The organism is Burkholderia sp. AU16741, assembly GCF_002223345.1.
Classification (GTDB): domain Bacteria; phylum Pseudomonadota; class Gammaproteobacteria; order Burkholderiales; family Burkholderiaceae; genus Burkholderia; species Burkholderia sola.
Window position 1 is genome coordinate 596,411 of sequence record NZ_NKEZ01000011.1, and the last position, 22,055, is coordinate 618,465.

Annotated in this window: 20 protein-coding genes and 1 pseudogene; 13 read left to right on the plus strand and 8 right to left on the minus strand. The window is 68.4% G+C overall.

Annotation, left to right across the window (positions count from 1 at the left end; all coding sequences use genetic code 11):
- Window positions 1–27: 27 nt before the first annotated feature.
- Entirely contained in the window at window positions 28–1,944 is a 1,917-nt protein-coding gene (gene ftsH, locus CFB89_RS31685; RefSeq protein ID WP_089471397.1) for an ATP-dependent zinc metalloprotease FtsH, read from the minus strand.
- Between the two features lie 147 nt (window positions 1,945–2,091).
- The gene (locus tag CFB89_RS31690) at window positions 2,092–2,739 is read right to left on the minus strand and encodes a BON domain-containing protein (protein WP_089471720.1); all 648 of its coding nucleotides are present in this window, start codon (window positions 2,737–2,739) and stop codon (window positions 2,092–2,094) included.
- Window positions 2,740–3,004: 265 nt separating this feature from the next.
- Here CFB89_RS31690 and CFB89_RS31695 point away from each other — a divergent pair, with 265 nt between their 5' ends.
- The 7 genes from CFB89_RS31695 to CFB89_RS31725 all read left to right on the plus strand — a co-directional run bounded on the left by CFB89_RS31695 (window position 3,005) and on the right by CFB89_RS31725 (window position 11,744).
- The gene (locus CFB89_RS31695; protein ID WP_089471398.1) at window positions 3,005–3,193 is read left to right on the plus strand and encodes a DUF2964 family protein; all 189 of its coding nucleotides are present in this window, start codon (window positions 3,005–3,007) and stop codon (window positions 3,191–3,193) included.
- 188 nt (window positions 3,194–3,381) lie between these two features.
- On the plus strand, window positions 3,382–4,878 hold the full coding sequence (locus tag CFB89_RS31700; protein WP_089471399.1) for an efflux transporter outer membrane subunit: 1,497 nt from the start codon (window positions 3,382–3,384) through the stop codon (window positions 4,876–4,878).
- Window positions 4,875–5,948: an HlyD family secretion protein gene (locus CFB89_RS31705; RefSeq protein ID WP_089471400.1), complete on the plus strand. Its 1,074-nt coding sequence runs from the start codon at window positions 4,875–4,877 to the stop codon at window positions 5,946–5,948. Before CFB89_RS31700 ends, CFB89_RS31705 begins: the two co-directional genes overlap by 4 nt.
- Complete coding sequence (gene rbbA, locus CFB89_RS31710; protein WP_089471401.1) at window positions 5,945–8,749, plus strand: ribosome-associated ATPase/putative transporter RbbA; 2,805 nt, start codon at window positions 5,945–5,947, stop codon at window positions 8,747–8,749. Before CFB89_RS31705 ends, rbbA begins: the two co-directional genes overlap by 4 nt.
- A 2-nt stretch (window positions 8,750–8,751) precedes the next feature.
- Complete coding sequence (locus CFB89_RS31715; protein WP_089471402.1) at window positions 8,752–9,876, plus strand: ABC transporter permease; 1,125 nt, start codon at window positions 8,752–8,754, stop codon at window positions 9,874–9,876.
- Between the two features lie 170 nt (window positions 9,877–10,046).
- A complete protein-coding gene (locus CFB89_RS31720) occupies window positions 10,047–10,232 on the plus strand; it encodes a DUF2964 family protein (RefSeq protein WP_089471403.1) in 186 nt (61 codons plus the stop codon).
- A 129-nt stretch (window positions 10,233–10,361) separates the two neighbouring features.
- A complete protein-coding gene (locus CFB89_RS31725; protein WP_089471404.1) occupies window positions 10,362–11,744 on the plus strand; it encodes an MBL fold metallo-hydrolase RNA specificity domain-containing protein in 1,383 nt (460 codons plus the stop codon).
- A gap of 102 nt (window positions 11,745–11,846) precedes the next feature.
- On the opposite strand, the gene CFB89_RS31730 is transcribed toward CFB89_RS31725, so the two are convergent.
- The 4 genes from CFB89_RS31730 to CFB89_RS31745 are packed head-to-tail and all read right to left on the minus strand — an operon-like array spanning window position 11,847 to window position 15,994.
- Window positions 11,847–12,887: a zinc-dependent alcohol dehydrogenase family protein gene (locus tag CFB89_RS31730; RefSeq protein WP_089471405.1), complete on the minus strand. Its 1,041-nt coding sequence runs from the start codon at window positions 12,885–12,887 to the stop codon at window positions 11,847–11,849.
- 14 nt (window positions 12,888–12,901) lie between these two features.
- Entirely contained in the window at window positions 12,902–14,725 is a 1,824-nt protein-coding gene (locus tag CFB89_RS31735; protein WP_089471406.1) for an alpha/beta hydrolase, read from the minus strand.
- Window positions 14,722–15,468, minus strand: coding sequence for a beta-ketoacyl-ACP reductase (locus tag CFB89_RS31740; protein WP_089471407.1), 747 nt, complete (start codon window positions 15,466–15,468; stop codon window positions 14,722–14,724). The genes CFB89_RS31735 and CFB89_RS31740 overlap by 4 nt, the downstream gene beginning before the upstream one ends.
- A complete protein-coding gene (locus CFB89_RS31745) occupies window positions 15,458–15,994 on the minus strand; it encodes a hypothetical protein (RefSeq protein WP_089471408.1) in 537 nt (178 codons plus the stop codon). The genes CFB89_RS31740 and CFB89_RS31745 overlap by 11 nt, the downstream gene beginning before the upstream one ends.
- Before the next feature lie 188 nt (window positions 15,995–16,182).
- On the opposite strand from CFB89_RS31745, the gene CFB89_RS31750 reads away from it, so the two are divergent.
- The 4 genes from CFB89_RS31750 (at window position 16,183) to CFB89_RS31765 (ending at window position 18,679) form a co-directional block, all read left to right on the plus strand.
- Window positions 16,183–17,022 (plus strand): universal stress protein, encoded by an 840-nt coding sequence (locus CFB89_RS31750; protein WP_089471409.1) that lies wholly within the window; start codon window positions 16,183–16,185, stop codon window positions 17,020–17,022.
- 8 nt (window positions 17,023–17,030) lie between these two features.
- Complete coding sequence (locus CFB89_RS31755) at window positions 17,031–17,276, plus strand: hypothetical protein (protein WP_373559885.1); 246 nt, start codon at window positions 17,031–17,033, stop codon at window positions 17,274–17,276.
- Window positions 17,277–17,345: 69 nt separating this feature from the next.
- A complete protein-coding gene (locus CFB89_RS31760) occupies window positions 17,346–17,849 on the plus strand; it encodes a universal stress protein (protein WP_089471410.1) in 504 nt (167 codons plus the stop codon).
- Entirely contained in the window at window positions 17,846–18,679 is an 834-nt protein-coding gene (locus tag CFB89_RS31765) for a universal stress protein (RefSeq protein WP_089471411.1), read from the plus strand. Before CFB89_RS31760 ends, CFB89_RS31765 begins: the two co-directional genes overlap by 4 nt.
- A gap of 42 nt (window positions 18,680–18,721) precedes the next feature.
- Here the strand turns inward: CFB89_RS31765 and CFB89_RS31770 are convergent.
- Window positions 18,722–19,021: pseudogene (locus tag CFB89_RS31770) on the minus strand (universal stress protein); the annotation flags it as partial.
- Window positions 19,022–19,221: 200 nt separating this feature from the next.
- Here CFB89_RS31770 and CFB89_RS31775 point away from each other — a divergent pair.
- On the plus strand, window positions 19,222–19,869 hold the full coding sequence (locus CFB89_RS31775; RefSeq protein WP_089471721.1) for a response regulator transcription factor: 648 nt from the start codon (window positions 19,222–19,224) through the stop codon (window positions 19,867–19,869).
- 303 nt (window positions 19,870–20,172) lie between these two features.
- Window positions 20,173–20,946, plus strand: coding sequence for a fumarate/nitrate reduction transcriptional regulator Fnr (fnr, locus tag CFB89_RS31780; protein WP_089471413.1), 774 nt, complete (start codon window positions 20,173–20,175; stop codon window positions 20,944–20,946).
- Window positions 20,947–20,972: 26 nt separating this feature from the next.
- Here fnr and CFB89_RS31785 read toward each other — a convergent pair whose 3' ends face one another.
- Window positions 20,973–21,962, minus strand: coding sequence for a zinc-dependent alcohol dehydrogenase family protein (locus CFB89_RS31785; protein WP_089471722.1), 990 nt, complete (start codon window positions 21,960–21,962; stop codon window positions 20,973–20,975).
- Window positions 21,963–22,055 lie beyond the last annotated feature (93 nt).

The window sequence follows — 22,055 nt, forward strand, 5'->3', positions numbered from 1 at the left end:
GCTTGGCGCGACCGGGCGACCGTTCGTTCAGACGCGGGCTTCCGTGGCCGTTTCCGTGTCGGTCTGCGTGGGCCGCCGCGCGTCGCCGGTATCGCCGGTATCGTCGGCCGGCGTGATGAGCGCCATCAGCCCGTCGTGATCGATCGATTCGTGCTGCAGCAAGCTGCGCGCGATCCGCTCCAGCGCATCGCGGTGCGCGCCGAGCGTCGCCGTGACCCGCGCGTGCGCGTCGTCGAGCAGCACGCGCACCTCTTCGTCGATCAGTTGCGCGGTGTGCTCGCTGCAATGGCCGTCGCCCGGTGTCCACACGGCCGGCGCGCCGCCCTGCGATACCGCGTCGTCGAGCGTCATCAACCCGATCCGGTCGCTCATCCCGTACTGCATGACCATGTGCCGCGCGAGCGCGGTCGCGCGTTCGAGATCGTTCTGCGCGCCGGTCGATACGTCGCCGAACGCGAGTTCCTCGGCCACCCGCCCGCCGAGCAGGACATCGAGCCGGTCGAGCAGTTCGCTCCTGCGCAGCACGTAGCGATCCTCGGTCGGCACCTGCTGCGTATAGCCGAGCGCCGCGATCCCGCGCGGGATGATCGACACCTTCTTCACCGGATCGCAATGCGCGCGGCTTTGCGCGACGAGCGCGTGCCCGGCTTCGTGATAAGCGATGGTCCGCTTCTCCTGTTCGTTCATCACGCGGCTCTTGCGCTCCATGCCCGTCAATGCGCGGTCGATCGCTTCGTCGAAATCGGCCATCGCGATCGCCGGCTTGTCGAGTTCGGCCGCATGCAGCGCGGCTTCGTTGACGACGTTCGCGAGATCGGCGCCGACGAAGCCCGGCGTGCGTTGCGCCAGCTCCGCGAGGTCGACTTCCGGCGCGAGCTTCACGCGCTTCGTATGGACGGCCAGGATCTGCTTGCGGCCGGTCAGGTCCGGCCGGTCGATCGCGATGTGCCGGTCGAACCGCCCGGGGCGCAGCAGCGCGGGATCCAGGATTTCCGGCCGGTTGGTCGCGGCCATGATGATGACGCCCGCATTCGCCTGAAAACCGTCCATCTCGACCAGCAGCTGATTGAGCGTCTGTTCGCGCTCGTCGTTGCCGGACATCAGCCCGACGCCGCGCGCCTTGCCGAGCGCGTCGAGCTCGTCGATGAACACGATGCACGGCGCCTTCTGCTGCGCCTGTTCGAACAGGTCGCGCACGCGGGCCGCGCCCACGCCGACGAACATCTCGACGAATGCCGATCCGCTGATCGTGAAGAACGGCACGCCGGCCTCGCCGGCGACGGCGCGTGCCAGCAGCGTCTTGCCGGTGCCCGGCGCGCCGACGATCAGCACGCCCTTCGGGATCTTGCCGCCGAGCCGCTGATAGCGTTCGGGGCTGCGCAGGAACGCGACGATCTGCTGCAACTCGGCCTTCGCCTCGTCGATCCCCGCGATGTCGTCGAACGTGATGCCGGTTTCCTGCTGCACGTACACGCGCGCCTGGCTCTTGCCCATGCCGCTCAGGTCCCTCATCCCGCCCGGCCGCCGCATCATGAAGTTCCAGGCCAGCACGAGCACGAGCATCGGCAGCAGCCACGTCGCGAGCATCGCGATCCAGCCTGAATCCGGCACGCCGCGATAGCGGATGCCGGCGGCCGTCAGCGCGGCGACCAGATGGTCGTCGCCGACGCGGTTCGTCGTGAAGCGCCACGGCGGCCCTGCCTTCTTGACGGCGCCCGCGTCGGACGCCGGCAGCATGGTGGCGGCCTGCGGCATGCGCAGCACGCCCGAGATCGACGCCTGACCGATTTCGAGCTCGTCGACGAGCCGCGCGTCGACGAGCCGATGAAAATCGCTGTACGAAATCGATGTCGTCGCCGGCTGGGCCGACAGCAATTGATAGGCGACCAGGACCGCGAACGCGATCGGGATCATCAACCCGGCGTAGTCGAAGGTTTTCTTCATGACGTCGAGGCTGTGCGCCGAACCCGCGACCGCTCAGGCCGCGTCACGGGTCCAGTTCGCGCGCGGCGCAGATAATTGCGGCCGGGGCCGGAATGCGAACGATTCATGGTGGCTTCTCCGTGGTAGCGGACGGTCCAGGCGCGACGCTCACGCGACGGTCAACCGGTCGACGACCTCGCGCACGCCCCTGACCGACGCCGCCGCGCCGCACGCGGCACGCCTTTCCGCCAGCGACGCGACCGTGCCCGTCAGCGTGACGATGCCGTCGTCCGCATCGATCGCGATCCCGGCGGATTCGCGCTGCGCGCGACGGGCCAGCGCTTCGGCGATCCGCGTGCCGACGTCGGGCACCGTCTGGTCGGCCCGCACCCGAATGCGGTTCGCGACGCCGACGACGCCTTTCATCCGGCTCACCATCTTTTCCGCCGCACGGCTCTGGAACGCATGATCGACCTCGCCGTCGAGCGTCACGCAGCCGTGATCGACTTCGACGCGAATCCGGTGATCGCGCAATGCCTCCTGCCAGCCGAGCGCGAACGTGATCGCGATCGCCAGTTCGTGGTCGGCGCAGGCATCCTCCAGCGGCTCGACGTTCAGTTCGAGCACCAGCGCACGCGCATCCGCGACATGCAGCGCGGTTTTCTGCGCCTCGAGCTTCTGGGCCCAGCTGTCGACCGTGCCGCGCAGCGTCACGATCCGGTCGCGCACGTCGACGTCGATCCGGCGCGAATCGATCGCCGGATTCCAGAACAGCGCCTGCTCGACATCCTGCTTGAGTGCTGCATCGGACTTCATGTCGGTCTCCCGTCCTGGCGCGTGCCGATCGCGAAGCGTGCGACCGGACGTGCGCCGTACCCGATTCAGCATCGCGCATGGCGGCGCCGGCGGCTTGACGAGGATCAACCAACCGCGGGCTTGCGGCCACGGCGGCCCGGTGCGCAACCGGCCGATTTGTCCGTTGATGCAGATCAACGGGCCGCCGGAGCGCGACTCGATCATGGCGAAAGACGCCGCGAACATGTCGCGACGAGATGACCCAGCCGCTTCCCGGGAGACCGTCATGAACCGAAAGCAGTACCGCATCGCACTCGCGACGCTCAGCGTGTTCATCGCGCTGGCGTCGCTGGCCGGCATCGTGCACGGCATGCTGTTCGACGAGCGGGTGTTCAGGTATTCGATCGTCACGTTGATGCTGAGCATCCTGTCGTTCGTCGTGCTGCTGAATCTCGCGCCCGGCGACCGCCGGTAAATCGAACCTCGGCTGGACGATCGGCCGGATGCCTGTCAAGCGAGGCTTCACTCGAAACGCATGACGGCCGCGGTGACGCAGATCAAGGGAGCGCGCGGCATTCGTCGGATATAAGTGAACCCGAAGCGGCGTCGCCATGGGGGCGGCGCCATCCCGCGTTCCCGTTCCCGTATCCGATGAGGCATCCCATGCGCGTCGTCGCGCTTTCCCCGCTGTTTCAGCCTGCCGTCGCGCGGCGCATTCGTCTCGTTGCGCTGGCGGCCGGCGCGGCCATGCTGTCGGGATGCCTGTCGTTCGCGCCACCCGACGAACGTCCCGCCGCGCCGATCCCCGCCGCGTTCCCCGATCCGTCCGCCCGCGGCGCCGCCATTGCGCAGGCGCCGCCTGCCTGGCAAGACTACTTCGTCGACGGACGTCTGCGCGTGTTGATCGGGCAGGCGCTCGCCAACAATCGGGATCTGCGCGCAGCGGTCGCACGCGTCGAACAGGCACGCGCCGTCTACGGCATTCGCCGTGCGGATCAGTGGCCGACGATCGGCGCCGGCGCGGCCTATGCGCGGTTTCGCACGCCGGGCGGCTTCCTGACGCCGGCGCCGGTCATCGGCCAGGTCTACGAGATCCAGCTGGCGCAGACACAATGGGAGATCGATTTCTGGGGCCGCGTACGCAACCTGAAAGCGGCGGCGCTGCAGCGCTATCTCGCGAGCGACGCCGCCCGGCAGGCGGTGACGTTGAGCGTGATCACCGGCGTGGCGGACGCCTATCTGACCTTGTGCGAGATCGATGAACGGATCGCGCTGACGCGCGCGACGATCGACACGCGACGCGAATCGCTGCGGATTTTCCGGCTGCGTCACGCGGCCGGCGCGATCTCGCGGCTGGACCTGACGCAATCGGAGATCCTGCTGCAGCAGGCCGAGTCGCTCGGCGTCCAGTTGCAGCAGGCGCGTGCATCGGCGGCCGATGCGCTGGCCTTGCTCGTCGGCGCGACGCCGGCGCTGGCCGACACGCCGCTCGCGCTCGACGACGGCGCGGTGATGCCGTCGCTCGCGCCGAGCCTGCCGTCGTCGCTGCTTGCCCGGCGTCCGGACGTGATCGCGGCGGAGCACGAACTACAGGCCACGCGCGCGAACATCGGCGCCGCACGCGCGGCGTTTTTTCCGCGTATCGCGTTGACGAGCGCGATCGGTTCGGGAAGCAGCGCGCTGCACGACCTGCTGTCGTCCGGCGCGGGCGTGTGGTCGGTGATTCCCAATGTCACGCTGCCGCTCGTCGACGGCGGCCGCAATCGGTCGAATCTCGCCCTCGCACACGCCCAGCGCGACGAGGCGCTCGCCCAGTACGAGAAGACCCTGCAGCGCGCGTTTCGCGACGTATCCGATGCGCTCGCCGCACGCTATTGGCTCGCCGATCAGGTCGCGATCGAGCGGGCGACGCTCGCGTCCCAGGCCGAACGCGCACGTCTGGCGACACTGCGCTACGACAGCGGCGCGACCCGCTTCCTGGAAGTACTCGACGCACAACGGGACCTGATGAACGCCGAGCAGCAATGGGTGATGACGCGTCGTGCGCTGTTGTCGAGCCGCGTCGCGCTGTACGGCGCGCTCGGCGGCGGGACGACCGATACCGACGGTGCCGCCGCGGCATCGAACCACCTTTCCATCGATTCGGGTTCCAGACCATGAAGACCATCAAGTGCCCTCTTCTGATCGGTGCCGGCGCGGCCGTGCTCGCGATCGGCCTCGCTTACTACGGCTGGACCCGCTGGCGCGACGCACGGACGGACGCCGGGCTCGTCGGCGGCAACGGCCGCATCGAGGCGACCGAGATCGACGTCGCGACGAAGTTGCCGGGGCGCGTCACCGCCATGCTCGTCGACGAGGGCGATTTCGTCACCGCCGGTCAGCCGCTCGCCCGCATGGACGTCGTCGTCCTGCGGGCGCAGCTCGACGAGGCGCAGGCCCGGGAACAGCAGGCGGTGAACACCGCGGCGAGCATCGACGCGCAGGTGGCCCAGCGTCGCAGCGACAAGGCTGCCGCCGCTGCGCTCGTCGTGCAGCGCGAAAGCGAGCTGGACGCCGCCACGCGCCGGCTGGCGCGTTCCGAAACGCTGTCGCGGGACGGCGCGTCGTCGCTGCAGGAACTCGACGACGATCGCGCGCGCGCCGGCAGCCTGCGGGCGACCGTGAATGCCGCGCGTGCGCAGGTCGAAGCCGCCCAGGCCGGGATCGACGCCACCCGGGCCCAACTCGTCGCCGCGCGCTCGGCGGTGACGGCCGCGCAGGCGACCGTCGCGCGCGTGCAGGCCGATATCTCGGACAGCGAGCTGACGTCCCCGCGCGACGGGCGGGTGCAGTATCGGATCGCCGAATCGGGCGAAGTTCTGCCAGCAGGCGGCAAGGTGCTCAATGTCGTCGACCTGTCCGACGTCTACATGACCTTCTTCCTGCCCGAAACGGTCGTGGGGAGAGTCCCGCTCGGCGCCGACGTGCGGATCGTGCTCGATGCGGCGCCGGAGTACGTGATTCCGGCACGCGTGTCGTACGTGTCGAGCACGGCGCAGTTCACGCCAAAGACGGTCGAGACGGCCACCGAACGTCAGAAACTGATGTTTCGGGTCAAGGCGCGCATCGACCGCGACCTGCTGCGGCGCCACCTGAAGCTCGTCAAAACCGGCCTGCCGGGTGTCGCGTGGCTGAAGACCGATCCGAATGCGGATTGGCCCGCGCACCTCGCGATCAAGGTGCCGCAATGAACGCGACGGTGCCGGTCGCTACCGGCGCCGGTGCGGGCGAAGGTCCGCCGGCATCGGTTGAATCGGGTGTAGTCGCCCGCCTGTCGGGCATCTCGTTGCGCTACGGCGACACGTCCGCGCTCGACGACGTGACGCTCGATATTCCGGCCGGCCGCATGGTCGGATTGATCGGACCGGACGGCGTCGGCAAGTCGAGCCTGCTCGCGCTCCTGTCCGGCGCGCGTGCGATCCAGCAGGGCCGCGTATGGACGCTCGATGGCGACCTGTCGTCGCGCCGCCATCGCGCACGCGTATGCCGGCGTATCGCCTACATGCCGCAAGGGCTGGGCCGGAACCTGTACGCGACGCTGTCGGTCGAGGAAAACCTGCAGTTCTTCGCCAGACTGTTCGGTCACGACGCGGCCGAGCGACGCCGCCGCATCGACGCGCTCACGCACAGCACCGGCCTTCATGCGTTTCTCGACCGCCCCGCCGGCAAACTGTCCGGCGGCATGAAGCAGAAACTCGGCCTGTGCTGTGCATTGATCCACGATCCCGACCTGCTGATCCTGGACGAACCGACGACCGGCGTGGATCCGCTCTCGCGCGCTCAGTTCTGGGAGCTGATCGACCGTATTCGCACCGCCCGCCCCGCAATGAGCGTGCTCGTCGCCACCGCGTACATGGACGAGGCCCGGCGTTTCGACTGGCTGATCGCGATGGACGCCGGCCGCGTGCTGGCGACGGGCAGCCCCGGCGAACTGCTCGCCCGCACCGGCTGCGACACGCTGGAAGCCGCGTTCATCGCGTTGCTGCCGGAAGCGCGACGGCACGGGCACCAGCCGATCCGGCTGACACCGTTCCAGCCCGACGCGGCCGACGGCTACGCGATCGAGGCCGACGGGCTGACGATGCGGTTCGGCGATTTCGTCGCGGTCGACCACGTGAGCCTGAAGATCCGTCGCGGCGAAATCTTCGGCTTTCTCGGCTCCAACGGCTGCGGCAAATCGACGACCATGAAGATGCTCACGGGCCTGCTCGCCGCGTCCGAAGGCACGGCGACGCTGTTCGGCCGTCCGGTCGCCGCGAACGATATCGATACGCGCAGGCGCGTCGGCTACATGTCGCAGGGGTTTTCGCTGTACGGCGAACTGACCGTCCGGCAGAACCTCGTGCTGCATGCGCGCCTGTTCGGCGTACCGGAACCGGACCTGCCCGCGCGCATCGCCGAAATGGTCGGACGCTTCGGGCTCGCCGAGGTGCTCGATGCGCTGCCCGAACGCCTGCCGCTCGGCATGCGGCAGCGGCTGTCCCTTGCCGTGGCGATGGTGCACAAGCCCGAGCTGCTGATCCTCGACGAACCGACGTCGGGCGTGGACCCGGTTGCGCGCGACGACTTCTGGCGATTGATGATCGAGCTCGCGCGCAACGATCGCGTCACGATTTTCATTTCGACGCACTTCATGAACGAGGCCGCCCGCTGCGACCGTATCTCGCTGATGCACGCGGGCCGCGTGCTGGCGAGCGCCGCACCGGACGAACTGGTTCGCCTGCGCGGCGCCGCCACGCTCGAGGACGCGTTCATCGGCTACCTGACCGACGCGCAACGCGTGGACGGCGCACCGGCGGACACGTCACCGGGCGCCGGCTGGCTCGCCGCGTCGCCCGCCGCGGACGACGCCGCCCGCGGCGCCGCCTGGTTCAGTCCGGCGCGCGCCGGCAGCTACCTGTGGCGCGAAGTGCTGGAACTGCGCCGCGACCCGCTGCGCGCGACGCTCGCGCTGTTCGGTTCGCTCGTGTTGACGTGCGTGATCAGCATCGGCATCAGTCTCGACGTGGACAACCTGACGTTCGCCGTGCTCGATCGCGATCAATCGATGCTGAGCCAGGACTATGCGCAGAATCTCGCGGGTTCCCGCTACTTCGTGCCGCGCGCCCGGCTTGCGGATGACCGCGACCTCGATCGCCGCATGCGCAACGGCCAGCTTTCGCTCGCGATCGAGATCCCGCCCGGTTTCGCACGCGACGTCGCCCGCGGCCGGCACGTGGAGATCGGCGCATGGGTCGACGGCGCGATGCCGATGCGCGCGGAAACGATCCGCGGCTATGTGGCCGGCATGCACGAGAACTGGCTGCGCGATCAGGCGAAGCGCCGGCTCGGCGTGTCGCTCGCCCCGGCAGTCGACGTCGCGATCCGCTATCGGTACAACCCGGACGTCAAGAGCCTGCCCGCGATGATTCCCGCGATCATGCCGATGCTGCTGCTGATGCTGCCCGCGATGCTGACGGCGCTGGCCGTCGTCCGGGAACGGGAGCTCGGATCGATCGTCAACCTGTACGTGACGCCCGTGACCCGCGCCGAATTCCTGCTCGGCAAGCAGGCGCCTTACGTGATGCTGGCCATGCTGAATTTCCTGCTGATGGTCGTGCTGGCCGACGTCGTGTTCGGCGTGCGGATCAAGGGAAGCTTCGCGACGCTGGCGGCCGCGGTGCTGATCTTCAACGTCGTCGCCACCGGCATCGGGTTGTTCGCGTCGACGTTCACGCGCAGCCAGATCGCCGCGATCTTCATGACGATCGTCGGCACGCTGATCCCCGTCGTGCAGTTCTCGGGCCTGCTCACGCCGCTGTCGTCGCTCGAAGGCAGCGGCAAGTGGATCGGGACGATCTATCCGGCCACCTACATGCTCGCGATCAGCCGAGGCGTCTACAACAAGGCGCTCGGGCTGGCCGACCTGTCGTCCCAGTTCTGGCCGCTGCTCGCGGCCGTGCCGGTCATCATGGTGACGACCGGCATCCTGCTGCGCAAGCAGGAGCGCTGACCATGTCGCGCCTGCTCGCCGTCTACCGGCTCGGGATCAAGGAACTGTGGAGCCTCGCCCGCGACCCGATCCTGCTCGCGCTGATCATCTATACGTTCAGCGCGTCGATCTACGTCGCCGCGACCGCACGCCCCGAAACGCTGCACAAGGTGCCGATCGCGCTCGTCGACGAAGACGCGTCGCCGCTGTCGGCACGGATCGCGGCGGCGTTCTTTCCGCCCCAGTTCGCGCCGCCCCCGATCGTCGACGCCGGCGCGGCCGATCGCGGCCTCGACAACGGCGACTACACGTTCTCGCTCGACATTCCGCCGGACTTCCAGCGCGACGTGCTGGCCGGCCGTCACGCGACGATCCAGCTCAACGTCGATGCGACGCGCATGACGCAAGCCTTCACCGGCAGCACCTACATCCAGCAGATCGTGTCGGGCGAGATCGACGCGTTCGTGCGGCGCTATCGCGGCACGCCGCTGCCCCCCGTCGATCTCGCGATGCGGATGCGCTTCAACCCGAATCTCGACGAGGTCTGGTTCGGCGCGCTGATGGAACTGATCAACAACGTGACGATGCTGTCGATGATCCTCACCGGCGCCGCGCTGATTCGCGAGCGCGAACACGGCACGATCGAGCATCTGCTCGTGATGCCGGTGACCGCGGCGGAGATCATGCTCGCGAAGGTGTGGTCGATGGGGCTCGTCGTCACGGTGGCGGCCGTCGCGTCGCTGACCTGCGTCGTGGGCGGCGCCCTGCACGTGCCGATTCCCGGCTCCATCCCGTTGTTCGTGGCCGGGATGGCGTTGCACCTGTTCGCCACGACGTCGATGGGGATCTTTCTCGCGACGCTCGTGCGCAGCATGCCGCAGTTCGGCATGTTGCTCGTGCTCGTGCTGCTGCCGCTGCAACTGCTGTCGGGCGGATTGACGCCGCGCGAAAGCATGCCGGCGGCCGTGCGGGACATCATGCTGGCCGCGCCGACCACCCATTTCGTCGAACTCGCGCAACGCATCCTGTACCGGGGCGCCGGCTTGGATGCGGTGTGGCCGCAGTTCGCGGCGCTGCTCGCGATCGGGGGCGTGCTGTTCCTGCTGTCGCTGATGCGGTTCCGCAAGACCATTGGTCAGATGACTTGATCGTTCCCCGGCCTCATTGCCCCATCGCACGCGAGGCCGGGATTCGCCCGTTGATACAGATCAACCGGGCCGGAAGCCGGTACGCGATCATGACGCCATGGCTTGCGAAATCGCAAACTGCCGCTGCGCGTCAACGCGGACGAACGCCAGCCGCTCCATGGGAGACCGTCATGATTCGCCATTCGTACCGGACCACGCTCGCCACGCTGGGCGTGTTCATCGCACTCGCGTCGCTACTGGGCGTCGTGCACGCGATGCTGGTCGACGCGAACGTGCTGCCGTACGCGATCGTCACGCTGGTGTCGGGCGGCGTCGCGTTCGTCGCGCAGCTCGATCCCGCGCCGGGCGAGCGCTAGCGAAACCGCCTGACACGCCGCATTCGACATCGTGCTCGATGCGGGAATCGCTGATTTCCGTCAATCGCCGCGCGCGGGTTCGCGATGTAATCGACGCACTGAACCCCTCGACTTTCAGGAAGGCGAGCGATGAAACTGACATTTCTCGGTGCGACCGAAACCGTGACCGGCTCGAAGTATCTGGTCGAGCACGGCGGCCGGCGCGTCCTGGTCGATTGCGGCCTGTTCCAGGGCACGAAAAATCTGCGATTGCGCAACTGGAGCCCGCTGCCGCTCGCGCCCGACACGCTCGACGCGGTCGTGCTCACGCACGCGCACATCGACCATACCGGCTATCTTCCGGTGCTGGCGCGCGACGGCTATCGCGGGCCGGTGTACTGCACGGCGGCCACGGCCGAACTCTGCGACATCATGCTGCGCGACAGCGCGCGGCTGCAGGAGGAAGAAGCCGACTTCGCGAACCGGCACGGCTACTCGAAGCATCATCCGGCGCAGCCGCTCTATACGCTGGACGACGCGCAGCGCGCGTTGCGCCTGCTGACGCCCGTCGCCTTCGACGAGTGCACCGCGCTCGGCGACGGCCTGGCGTTCCGCTTCCTGCCGGCCGGGCACATCCTCGGCGCGGCGAGCGTGGTGATGCACTGGGATCACAAGGTGCTCGCGTTCTCGGGCGACCTCGGCCGCTATCACGACCCGATCATGCAGCCGCCGCGGCCGCCCGCGCATGCGGATTTCCTGGTCGTCGAATCGACCTACGGCGACCGGCTGCATCCGGAATCGGATCCCGAGAACGCGCTCGCCACGCTGTTCGACAAGACGTTCGCGCGCGGCGGGGTCGTCGTGATGCCGTGTTTCACCGTCGGCCGCGCGCAGGAGATCCTGCACTACGTCGCGCGGCTGAAGGCGTCCGGCCGCATGGCGCGCGTGCCCGTGTTCCTCGACAGCCCGATGGCGACGGACGTGACCGAAATCTATCGCCACCACATCCTCGAACACCGGCTGACCGTGTCCGAAGCCAACGCACTCGGCCACGCGGCGACGATGATCCGGACGGTCGAGCAGTCGAAGGCGATTGCCGAACACCATGGCCCGATGGTCATCATCGCCGGTAGCGGCATGGCCACGGGCGGCCGCGTGCTGCATCACCTGGCCCGCTATGCGCCGGACGCGCGCAACACGATCGCGCTGGTCGGCTACCAGGCCGTCGGCACGCGCGGTGCGGCGCTCGCCGCGCACGAGCCGACGCTGAAGATTCACGGCGAATACGTCCGCGTGCGCGCGCAGGTCGAATCGATCACGACGCTCTCCGCCCATGCCGACTACGAGGAAGTGCTGAAGTGGCTCGGCACGATGCAGTGCGCGCCCGTGCGGACCTTCGTCACGCATGGCGAACCCGCCGCCGCGGATGCGATGCGTCGGCGCATTTCGGAGCGTCTGCATTGGCCGTGCGAGGTGCCGACCTACGCGCAGTGCGTCGATCTGGACGAACGCGAAGCCGGCGGCACGCAGTAACCCGCCGCGCTGTCGTCCTGACTGGCGGTCATGCCGCCCGGCATGCCCAACGCACGTGACGGGCGGCAGCGTCCCGGCTTCCCGTCACCGGCCACCCGACGATCAAGCGACTTCGATGATCACCTTCAGCGCATGGGTTTGCGCGGCGCGGCCGAACGTGTCGTACGCACGCTCGACGTCGTCGAGCGAAAACCGGTGCGTGATCAGGCGTGTCGGATCGAGACGCCCGGCGCGCACGGTCTTCAGCAGCATCGGCGTGCTGCCCGTGTCGACGAGCCGCGTCGTGATCGAGATGTTGCGATCCCACAGCTTCTCGAGATGCAGGTCGGCCTTCACGCCGTGCACGCCGACGTTCGCGACGACACCGCCCGGCGCCACGAGCGCCGTGCACATCTCGAACGTCGCCGGAATGCCGACCGCCTCGATCGCGCAATCGACACCGATGCCGTCGGTCAGCCTCATCACTTCCGCTACCGGATCGCCGGCACGGCCATCGAGGCAATCGGTCGCGCCGAAGTGCCGCGCGATCTCGAGCCGGTTGCTGTCCGGGTCGATCATGATGATCCGCGCGGGCGAGTAGAACTGCGCGGTCAGCAACGCGGCCAAGCCGATCGGCCCCGCGCCGACGATCGCGACCGAGCACCCGGGCTGCACCTTGCCGTTCAACACCCCGCATTCGAACCCGGTCGGCAGGATATCGGACAGCATCACGAGCGCGTCCTCGTCGGCGCCGGCCGGAATCCGGTACAGGCTGGTCGCCGCATGCGGGATACGCACGTACTCGGCCTGCGTGCCGTCGATCCGGTTGCCGAGAATCCAGCCGCCCGTCGTGCAATGCGAATACAGTCCGCGGCGGCAGTATTCGCAGCGGCCGCACGACGAGATGCACGAAATGAGCACGCGATCGCCCGGCTTCAGCGAATCGACCGCGGCGCCGACCTGCTCGACGACGCCGACGCCCTCGTGGCCGAGAATGCGGCCGGGTTCGCAGGTCGGTACGTCGCCCTTGAGGATATGCAGGTCGGTGCCGCAGATCGTCGTGCGCGTCACGCGGACGATCGCGTCGGTGGGCGATTGCAGTTCCGGCTTGGGCCGTTCCTCGAGCGCCTTGCGCCCCGGCCCGTGGTAGACGAGTGCCTTCATCGCTGTTTCTCCGCTCATGTTTCCAGTACATAGGCGCCGGGCGCCGCCGCGAGTCCAGTTGGCGGCGTACGGGCCGGCGCGTCGCCCGACGAGCGCGCGTGCAACCAGTCGCGCCAGCAGGTCCACCACGATCCGTCGACCGCCGGCGTGTCGCCCACGAAGTCGTTCGGGCTGCGGTAAGCCGCGCCGCGTTCGCGCGTCGCGCATCGATAATGGCGCCCCGGATGGCCCGGTTCGGACACGATGCCCGCGTTGTGCCCGCCCGACGTCAGCACGAACGTCAGCGCATGGTGCGTGAACAGATGGAGCTGGTAGACGGAACGCCACGGCGACACGTGATCGCGCTCGGTGCCGACGACGAACGTCGGCACGTCGATATCCGACAGCGCGACCGGCCGCCCGTCGACGCAATACCGGCCGGCCGCGAGATCGTTGTCGAGAAAGAGCCGCGTCAGGTATTCCGAATGCATGCGGTACGGCATGCGCGTGGTGTCCGCATTCCACGACATCAGGTCGTTGGGCTTCGTGCGCGTGCCGAGCAGGTATTCGCTCATCATCCGCGACCAGATCAGGTCGCGTGCGTTCAGCAGTTCGAACGCGGCGGACATCTGCGCACCGTCCAGGTAGCCCTGCCGCCACATCAGCGCGTCGAGCGCGGACAGTTCGCTCGCATCGATGAACAGGCCGAGTTCGCCGGGTTCGCTGAAATCGGTCTGGGCCGCCAGCAACGTGATCGAGCGCAGCGCGTCGTGCTGCTGCCCGTCGCGCGCCAGCGCCGCCGCGGCGATCGCCAGCAGCGTGCCGCCCAGACAATAGCCGACCGCGTGGACCGCTTCGCCGCCGATCGACCCCGCGGCGTCGAGCGCCGCGATGCAGCCGTCGCGCAGATAGTCGTCGAGCCCGAGGTCGCGCGATTCCGCGCCCGGGTTGCGCCACGACACGGCGAACACCGTATAGCCCGCGTCGACCAGGAAGCGAATCAGCGAATTGTGCGGCTGCAGATCGAGGATGTAGTACTTCATGATCCACGACGGCACGATCAGGATCGGCTCGTGCGCCACGCGGGCCGTCGTCGGCGTGTATTGCAGCAGCTCGCACAGCGCGTTGCGCCAGACGACGCGACCCGGCGTGATCGCCACGTCGCGACCGGGCAGATACGCGCGCGCATCGTGGGCCGGCGTGCCGCTCGCGCGCTCGACGAACGCGTTCGCGTCTTCCCGCCAGTGCTGAAAGCCGGTCACGAGGTTCGCGCCGCCGCTGCGCATCGTCGCGTCGAGCACGACCGGATTGGTCGCCAGGAAATTGCCCGGCGAACAGGCATCGAGCCACTGGCGCGCGGCGAACCCGACCAGTTCCTCATGATGGCGTTCGACGCCCGGCACGCCGCGTGTCGCGTCGCGCCACCAACGCTGGACCGACAGGAAACCGTCGCGGTATACGCAAAACGGCCAGCCGCCCCATGCGGGCGCGGCGAAGCGCGGATCGGCGTCGCCGGCGTGCACGGCCAGGCCGCTCGACTCCGCCTCGTCGGCCTCCTCGCCGTCGCGTCCGCTCGCCGCCGGCGCCACGGCGCCCAGCCACGCCTGGGTCGCGAGTTCGAAGCCTTTACCCGGCGTCACCGCCAGATGCGCGCCCCAGTCGAGCATGGCCAGCGCCAGCGATACCGGCGACAGCCCGAACGTCAGCGCGGCCACATTCGCGTGCGCGGCACGGTTCCACTGTTCGGCGGCGCTCATCCGGGCAGGCGCGCATCGCGTCGCCGCCGGCGCGTGCCCGTCGTCGGCCGGCGTCGGCGGCGATGCCGGCGCGCGAGGCGCGCGCAGCACGGACGCGTTCATCGCAAGTACATTCCGCCGTTGACGTCGAATTCCGCGCCGGTTGCGAACGCACCGGCATCGGAGCACAGGAGCGCGACGAACGCGGCGATTTCGTCGGGGTCGCCGAGCCGCCCGGCCGGAATCTGCGGCAGGATCTTCGTGTCGAGCACCTCCTTCGGCACCGACTCGAGCATCGCGGTCGCCAGATAGCCGGGCGACACCGTGTTGACCGTCACGCCATGCCGCGCGAGTTCGAGCGCCAGCGTTTTCGTGAAACCGTGGATGCCGGCCTTCGCGGCCGCGTAGTTGGCTTGTCCGTACGCGCCTCTCGACCCGTTGACCGAGCCGATGTTCACGATCCGCCCGAAACCCGCGTCGATCATGCCCGGCACGAACGGCTTCGTCATGTTGAACATGCTGTCGAGATTGGTGCGCAGCACCGCGTCCCACATGCTCTTCGTCATCTTCACGAAGGTGGCGTCGTGCGTGATGCCGGCGTTGTTGACGAGCACGTCGACGCGCCCGAATTCTGCCAGCACGCGTGCCGCGCAGTGCTGGCACGAGTCGTAGTCGGCCACGTCCACTTCGAACGCGTGAAACGTGCGGCCGGCGTCGCGTTCGCGCGCGAGCCACGTCGCGACGTGGTCGTTGCGCTCCGTGTACGACACCGCCACCGTCATGCCCGCTTCGTGCAGGCGACGGCTGATCGCGGCGCCGAGCCCGCCCATCCCGCCGGTGACGAACGCGACGCGCCTAGCGCACATGATCGCTCTCCCGTGCGCCTGCGATGCCGTTCAGGCGGCCCGCGGCGAGCGCCCCGTTCGTCGCGCCGCCCGCCGCCTCGATCCCGCGCTCCAGCGCGGCCATCCAGTCGGCCCACGGCATGCTGGCTTCGTTGACCACCGCGAGTCGCTCGAGGTCAGGCAACCAGTCGGTCTGATAGCGCGACAGCGCGCCCGAGCCGTATTCGCGCAACCAGGTACGCCACGCACTGGCGCGCTCGAATTGCGCACGCATGCACAGCTCCGCGGTGTCCTGCCAGATCTGGACGCTTGCGATCGCGTAGTCGCTCGTCACCTGCCGGCCGGCCTCGGCGAAGGCCGTCCACTCGTTCGTTTCCGCCAGCGCCTGCTGCAGGCGCCGCACCGCGGTGCGGTCGCGCTCGATGCGCCGCCCTTCCAGCGCATGCCATTCGTATTGCCAGTCGCGGTTCAGCGCGACCATGCGCAACGCGAGATCGCAGCCCGCGCGCCAAGCGTCGTTCGGTGTCGTCAAAGCATCGCTACTCATCGGCTTCCCCTTTCGATCGGATCAATGGGTTGGCATCCGCGTCGCGCCGCCTGCCCGGCCTCGGCGTCGCGACCACTTCACTGTGCGGGTATCGCGCACGGCTGCCGTTGATCTGAGTCAACCGCGTGGAAACCCTGCTTCGTAGACTGGATTGCACTGGCGGATCACCCGTCGATGGAGCGATTCCGATGAGCTACAAGAGCATGGTCGTGCACCTCGATACGAGCACCCGCGCGCATTCGCGTCTCGAGTTCGCGTTGCGTCTCGCCCGGCGCTTCGGTGCGCATCTCACCGGGCTGTTCGCGGTCTACACCCCCGAGCCGCATTCGTTCTACGTGATGGCCGGTTCCGCCGACTATTTCCGCGCGCACCGCGAACAGCGCGACGAGCGGCTCGCCGCGCTGGAGCGCCTGTTCCATGCCGAAACGGCGCGCGCCAAAGTGCCGGCAACCTGGATTCGCGCCGACGAGCGTGCGAACGTGGCCGTACCGCGCGCCGCTCGTCTCGCCGATCTGGTGATCGCCGGCCAGAGCGACCCGAACGATCCCGAAACCTATATCGACGACCAGTTTCCGGAAAATCTCGTGTTGACCGCCGGTCGCCCGGTGCTGTTCTGGCCGTACACCGGAGAATTCCCGTCGATCGGCGAACGGGTTTTCGTCGCATGGGACGGCAGCCGCGAAGCGGCCCGCGCCGCGCACGACGCGCTGCCGTTTCTCGAACACGCGAAGCGCACGACCGTCGTCGCCGTGGTCGACGGCAAGTCGGAGGCTGCGACCGCGCGGATTCCCGCCGCCGATGCCGCGCTGATGCTGGCGCGCCACGCGCACGACGTGAACGTGCTCGACATCGATGCCGGCGCCGGCGCGTCGGTCGGCGACACGCTCCTGTCGCGCGCGTATGAAACGGGTTCCGACCTGCTGGTCATGGGCGCGTACGGCCATCCGCGCTGGCGTGAACTGTTGATGGGCGGCGCCACGCGCACGGTGCTCGCGTCGATGACGCTGCCGGTGCTGATGTCGCACTGAGCCGCCCGATGCGCACGTTCGCGTTGTTCGTCGTCAACGCCGGCCTCGGCAAGCACTCGGCCGTGTTGCGCGGGCGGATACGCGCATCGCTCGGCTGGCTCGGCAGCGAGAGCGACGCGCGCGCGAATGCGGACGACGCACACGTCGTGTCGTTCGCGTCGAGCGCGGTGACGTTGGTCGTCGCGCCGACCAACGAAGCGTCGATCGCCGCGCGCGCCGCGATGGGCGTGCCGCGCGGCAATCGGGACGCTTGATCCAGATCAGCGCCATCGGCGTGCACGCGCCGATGATGGCTTCATCCACATCCGTTCAAGGGAACTGCCATGTACTCGAACATCCTGGTTGCGCTCGACGGCAGCGACACGTCGTCGCGTGCACTCGACGCCGCGCTGAGTCTCGCGGCGGAAACGGGTGCGCGGCTGACACCCGTCTACGTCGTCGATTTCCTGGTGCCGGCCTACGACATGTATGGATACGATCCGTCGATCCTGGTCGATTCGTTCCGTGAAGAAGGATTGCGCGTGACCGAGGACGCCGCGCGGCGCATGAAGGCGCGCGACGTAGCCGGCACGCCGCGGATTTCCAACGTCGCGCCGGCAGGCGAAGACGTCCCGCACCGGATCGTCGGTCTCGCGAGCGAGATCGACGCCGATCTGATCGTGATGGGCACGCACGGCCGGCGCGGCTTTCGGCGCGTGTTCCTCGGCAGCGTGGCCGAACGCGTGCTGCGCCTGGCCAGATGCCCGGTCCTGATGATTCCGGCGAGCTGCGCGGCGAAGGCATCCGCCGACGTCACGGCCGCTTCCACCGAAAAGGAGCCATCATGAGCTACAAGACCCTGCTCGTTCATCTCGACGACAGCGATCGCTGCGCGACGCGCGTCGACCTCGCGCTCCAGCTCGCGGGACGCTGGAACGCGCATTTGATCGGCCTCTACCTGGTCTGCCAGGATCTCCTCGAACCGTTGCGCCGGCCCGACGAACCACTGAAGCTGGCCGTCTACGAGCGCCTGTGCGACCAGCGGCGCAAGGAGGCGGAAGAACGCTTCCTGACGGCCGCCGAACGCGCCGGACGCAGCGTCGAATGGCAAGCGCCGGCCGGCAATGCGATCGATGCCGCGATCCTGCACGCCCGTCACGCCGATCTGCTGGTGCTCGGCCAGGAGGATCCCGACGATCGCATGACCTACGTGGCGCGCCATTTCGTCGAGGATGTCGTGATCGGCAGCGGCCGGCCGGCGATCGTCGTGCCGTATGCCGGCGACGTGCGCACGTTCGGCGAGAACGTGCTGATCGGCTGGGACGGCGGGCGCGAGGCCGCGCGCGCGATGGCCGACGCGCTGCCGCTGCTCGCCCGCGCACGCTTCGTCAACGTCGAGACGGTCGTGCGCGGGCAACCCGATCCGGACCAGACGCCGGCCGGCGTCGACGTCGCCGCGTATCTCGAACGACACGGCGTTCGCGCGTCGTTCTCGACGACGCCGCGCGAGCGATCGGTCGGCGTGGGCGGGACGCTGCTGAACCGCGTGACCGACGTGCATGCGGACCTGCTCGTCATGGGCCTGTACAGCCATACCCGCGCCCATGAGCGCGTGCTGGGCGGGGCGACCCGCACGATCCTCGAGACGATGACGGTGCCGGTGCTGCTGTCTCACTGAACCGGCGAGGTTCGGGCAGCCGGTCGCGGCTGCCCGCTTGCGTCACGACACGGCCGCACCCGCGCCCGGCCCCTCCCGCACGACGAGCACCGGCCGGTCGGCGGTGCGCACCAGCGACTCGGCGACGCTGCCGAGCACCGCGCGGCGCATGCCGCGACGGCCATGCGTCCCCATCACGATCAAGTCCGCGTCGCATTCGGCGGCCGCTCGCGCGAGCACCGACGACACGTCCTCCCCGCACGCGTCGATCGCATGCGCGGTGCCGCGGACGCCGCACAGGCGGAACGCGGTCGCGGCATCCGCCACCGCGATCGCGGCCTTGTCCGCATCGGTCCCGATTGGCGAATACCGGCAAAACGCGCACAATCTCCGCGCATCGGACATGCTTTCGATGCGACCCTTTGAAGAGCCAACATCCGGTTATCGACGGCAGCCATCCTGCCCGCCGTTCGGAATCGGACGATCGCCACGTTCCGTTCGGAATCGGATCGACGAACGCCGACGCGCGCCTGCCCCGCGCGAGCCGGCAAAGGACGCACGCCATGATCAGGGTACTCATCGCTGACGATCACACCCTCGTCCGGGACGGCCTGCGCCACATCCTGCAGAACGCGAACGATTTCGTCGTGGCGGGAGAAGCAAGCGACAGCGCGTCGACGATCGCGCTGACGCGCGGCACCGAGGCCGAAGTGCTGGTGCTCGACCTGTCGATGCCCGGCCGCAACGGCATCGAACTCATCAAGCAGATCAAGGACGAGAAACCGGCCCTGCACATCCTCGTGTTGACGATGCACGCCGAGCAGCAATATGCGGTGCGCGCGTTCCGCGCCGGCGCATCGGGCTACATGACCAAGGAAAGCGCGAGCGCGGAGCTCGTGGCCGCGCTGACGAAAATTTCCGGCGGCGGCGTGTACGTCAGCCTTGCGATGGCGGAGCAATTCGCGCAAAGCCTCAACGAGCCGACCGACCTGTTGCCGCATCAACGGCTGTCCGACCGCGAATTCGACGTGTTCCGGCGCGTGACGACCGGCGAGTCCATTTCCGAGATCGCGCGGGCGCTGTGCGTCAGCGTCAAGACCGTGAGCACCTACAAGACGCGGATCCTCGAGAAGATGCAGATGGCCAACGATACGGCGCTCGTCCGATACGCGATGCGCCACAAGCTGTTCGACGACCCGGACGAACTCTGACCGCGACAACCCGCCACACCGTTGTAGGAATCGTCCTACAAACCTTCGCTATCACCTACCGCATCTTCAATTTCCGCTGATTTCAATCAAGCGTCCGGCTGTCCATACTCCGATCAACAACAACACACCGGCGTGCCTTCCGGAGCTGCCCGGCCTTGCCCTCGTATCGCGACGGCATCGACGGCCCGCCGATCCGGTGCGGCGCCGATTCGACGAACCAGGCGGCGGCCTCCCCGTCCGCCCGTACGACGGCCAGCGCAACCGCGACGACGCGACCCGCTGCCGCCCCAACCGGAGCAGATCATGCAGAGCTATGCCGACATTCCGACGACGGTGCCGTTGCACCCGTTCATTCCGCTGCATCCCGTCGCGCGGGCGGACCAGCCGAAGCGCACGTCGTCCCGCTGCTCGTCCTGCACGCTGCGCACCGTCTGCATGCCGCGGGAAATGACGGCCGACGAATTCGCGCGGGTCGACGCGATGATCTGCACGACGCGCCACGTCAAACGCGGTGAAACGCTGTTTCGCGCGGACGACACGTTCCACAGCATCTATGCGGTCAGGACCGGGTCGTTCAAGACCGTGATGATGCATCGCGACGGCAACGAGCAGATCACCGGCTTCCAGATCGTCGGCGAATCGCTCGGGCTCGACGGCGTGCACACCGGGCGGCACAACGGCGATGCGATCGCGCTCGAGGACAGCACGGTCTGCATCATCCCGTTCGGCCAGCTCGAGCAGATGTGCCGCGAAGTGCGGCCGATGCAGCATCACGTGTATCAGATGATGAGCGGCGAAATCGTGCGCGAATCCGCGCTGATGGTGCTGCTCGGCACGATGACCGCCGAGCAGCGCGTGGCCGCCTTCCTGCTGAACCTGTCCACCCGCTTCAAGGCGCGCGGCTACTCGGCCGCCGAATTCGTGCTGCGGATGACGCGCGACGAGATCGGCGAATATCTCGGGATGAAGCTCGAAACGGTCAGCCGCATGCTGTCGAAGTTCCAGCGCAACGGGCTCGTCGCCGCGCAAGGCAAGCAGATCCGCATCGTGGATCCGGAAGGCCTCGGGCGCATCTGAGCGGAGGGCGCGCGGACCGGGCGGGATCAATCGCGCATGTCGAGCACGGCGGCGCCGGACACGCGCCCCCTGCGCAGATCGTCCAGCGCGCGATTCGCATCGGTCAGCGCGTAGCGCACGGCTTCGACCCGCAGCGGCGTCGCGGCGGCGATCCGCATGAATTCCGCAGCATCCGCACGCGTCAGGTTGGCGACCGACGCGATCCGGCGCTCGCCCCACAGCCACGCGTACGGAAAGCTCGGGATATCGCTCATGTGAATGCCGCCGCATACGACGATCCCGCCTTTGCCGACGGCGCGCAGCGCGGCCGGCACCAGCGCGCCCGCCGGCGCAAAAATGAGCGCGGCGTCGAGTGTCTCCGGCGGCGTTTCGTCGCTGCCGCCGGCCCACGCGGCGCCGAGTGACAGCGCGAGCTGCTGTGCCGCGGTATCGCCGGGCTTCGTCAGCGCGAACACCTTGCGCCCCTCGAAACGCGCGATCTGCGCGACGAGATGAGCGGCCGCGCCGAAGCCGTAGATGCCGATGCGACGCGCATCGCCGGCCATCCGCAAGGTTCGATAGCCGATCAGGCCCGCGCACAGCAGCGGCGCGGCTTCCAGATCGGAATAGCGCCGCGGCAGGTGCACGCAATACCGGTGGTCGGCGACCGCGCGCTCGGCATAGCCGCCGTCGATCGTATAGCCCGTGAAACCCGGGCTGTCGCACAGGTTCTCGCGGCCCGACGTGCAATACGCGCAATGCCCGCATGTCGAACCGAGCCATGGAACACCCACGCGGTCGCCGACGGAGAACCCCGTCACGCCATCGCCGAGCACGCGCACCGTTCCGACGATTTCGTGCCCCGGCACCAGCGGCAGCTTCGGGTGCGCGAGTTCGCCGTCGACGACATGCAGATCGGTTCGACAGACACCGCATGCATGCACGTCGATCAACAACTGGCCCGGCGCCGGCAGCGGATCCGGCACGCGCGCCTCGCGCAAATGCGGTGTCGTGCCGTCAAACATCATCGCAAGCATGCTCGCCTCCCACTCCATCGTCTTCGTGCTTCGCTGTCCAAGACTAATCCCGGCGCATCACGCGTGCATGGCCCGGTGACGGGCGCTTGACGT

What these genes read in the sequence shown, in the direction of transcription:
- ftsH (WP_089471397.1), bottom strand. Translation starts at nt 1,944, where the DNA reads ATGAAGAAAACCTTCGACTACGCCGGGTTGATGATCCCGATCGCGTTC.
- CFB89_RS31690 (WP_089471720.1), bottom strand. Translation starts at nt 2,739, where the DNA reads ATGAAGTCCGATGCAGCACTCAAGCAGGATGTCGAGCAGGCGCTGTTC.
- CFB89_RS31695 (WP_089471398.1), top strand. Translation starts at nt 3,005, where the DNA reads ATGAACCGAAAGCAGTACCGCATCGCACTCGCGACGCTCAGCGTGTTC.
- CFB89_RS31700 (WP_089471399.1), top strand. Translation starts at nt 3,382, where the DNA reads ATGCGCGTCGTCGCGCTTTCCCCGCTGTTTCAGCCTGCCGTCGCGCGG.
- CFB89_RS31705 (WP_089471400.1), top strand. Translation starts at nt 4,875, where the DNA reads ATGAAGACCATCAAGTGCCCTCTTCTGATCGGTGCCGGCGCGGCCGTG.
- rbbA (WP_089471401.1), top strand. Translation starts at nt 5,945, where the DNA reads ATGAACGCGACGGTGCCGGTCGCTACCGGCGCCGGTGCGGGCGAAGGT.
- CFB89_RS31715 (WP_089471402.1), top strand. Translation starts at nt 8,752, where the DNA reads ATGTCGCGCCTGCTCGCCGTCTACCGGCTCGGGATCAAGGAACTGTGG.
- CFB89_RS31720 (WP_089471403.1), top strand. Translation starts at nt 10,047, where the DNA reads ATGATTCGCCATTCGTACCGGACCACGCTCGCCACGCTGGGCGTGTTC.
- CFB89_RS31725 (WP_089471404.1), top strand. Translation starts at nt 10,362, where the DNA reads ATGAAACTGACATTTCTCGGTGCGACCGAAACCGTGACCGGCTCGAAG.
- CFB89_RS31730 (WP_089471405.1), bottom strand. Translation starts at nt 12,887, where the DNA reads ATGAAGGCACTCGTCTACCACGGGCCGGGGCGCAAGGCGCTCGAGGAA.
- CFB89_RS31735 (WP_089471406.1), bottom strand. Translation starts at nt 14,725, where the DNA reads ATGAACGCGTCCGTGCTGCGCGCGCCTCGCGCGCCGGCATCGCCGCCG.
- CFB89_RS31740 (WP_089471407.1), bottom strand. Translation starts at nt 15,468, where the DNA reads ATGTGCGCTAGGCGCGTCGCGTTCGTCACCGGCGGGATGGGCGGGCTC.
- CFB89_RS31745 (WP_089471408.1), bottom strand. Translation starts at nt 15,994, where the DNA reads ATGAGTAGCGATGCTTTGACGACACCGAACGACGCTTGGCGCGCGGGC.
- CFB89_RS31750 (WP_089471409.1), top strand. Translation starts at nt 16,183, where the DNA reads ATGAGCTACAAGAGCATGGTCGTGCACCTCGATACGAGCACCCGCGCG.
- CFB89_RS31755 (WP_373559885.1), top strand. Translation starts at nt 17,031, where the DNA reads ATGCGCACGTTCGCGTTGTTCGTCGTCAACGCCGGCCTCGGCAAGCAC.
- CFB89_RS31760 (WP_089471410.1), top strand. Translation starts at nt 17,346, where the DNA reads ATGTACTCGAACATCCTGGTTGCGCTCGACGGCAGCGACACGTCGTCG.
- CFB89_RS31765 (WP_089471411.1), top strand. Translation starts at nt 17,846, where the DNA reads ATGAGCTACAAGACCCTGCTCGTTCATCTCGACGACAGCGATCGCTGC.
- CFB89_RS31775 (WP_089471721.1), top strand. Translation starts at nt 19,222, where the DNA reads ATGATCAGGGTACTCATCGCTGACGATCACACCCTCGTCCGGGACGGC.
- fnr (WP_089471413.1), top strand. Translation starts at nt 20,173, where the DNA reads ATGCAGAGCTATGCCGACATTCCGACGACGGTGCCGTTGCACCCGTTC.
- CFB89_RS31785 (WP_089471722.1), bottom strand. Translation starts at nt 21,962, where the DNA reads ATGCTTGCGATGATGTTTGACGGCACGACACCGCATTTGCGCGAGGCG.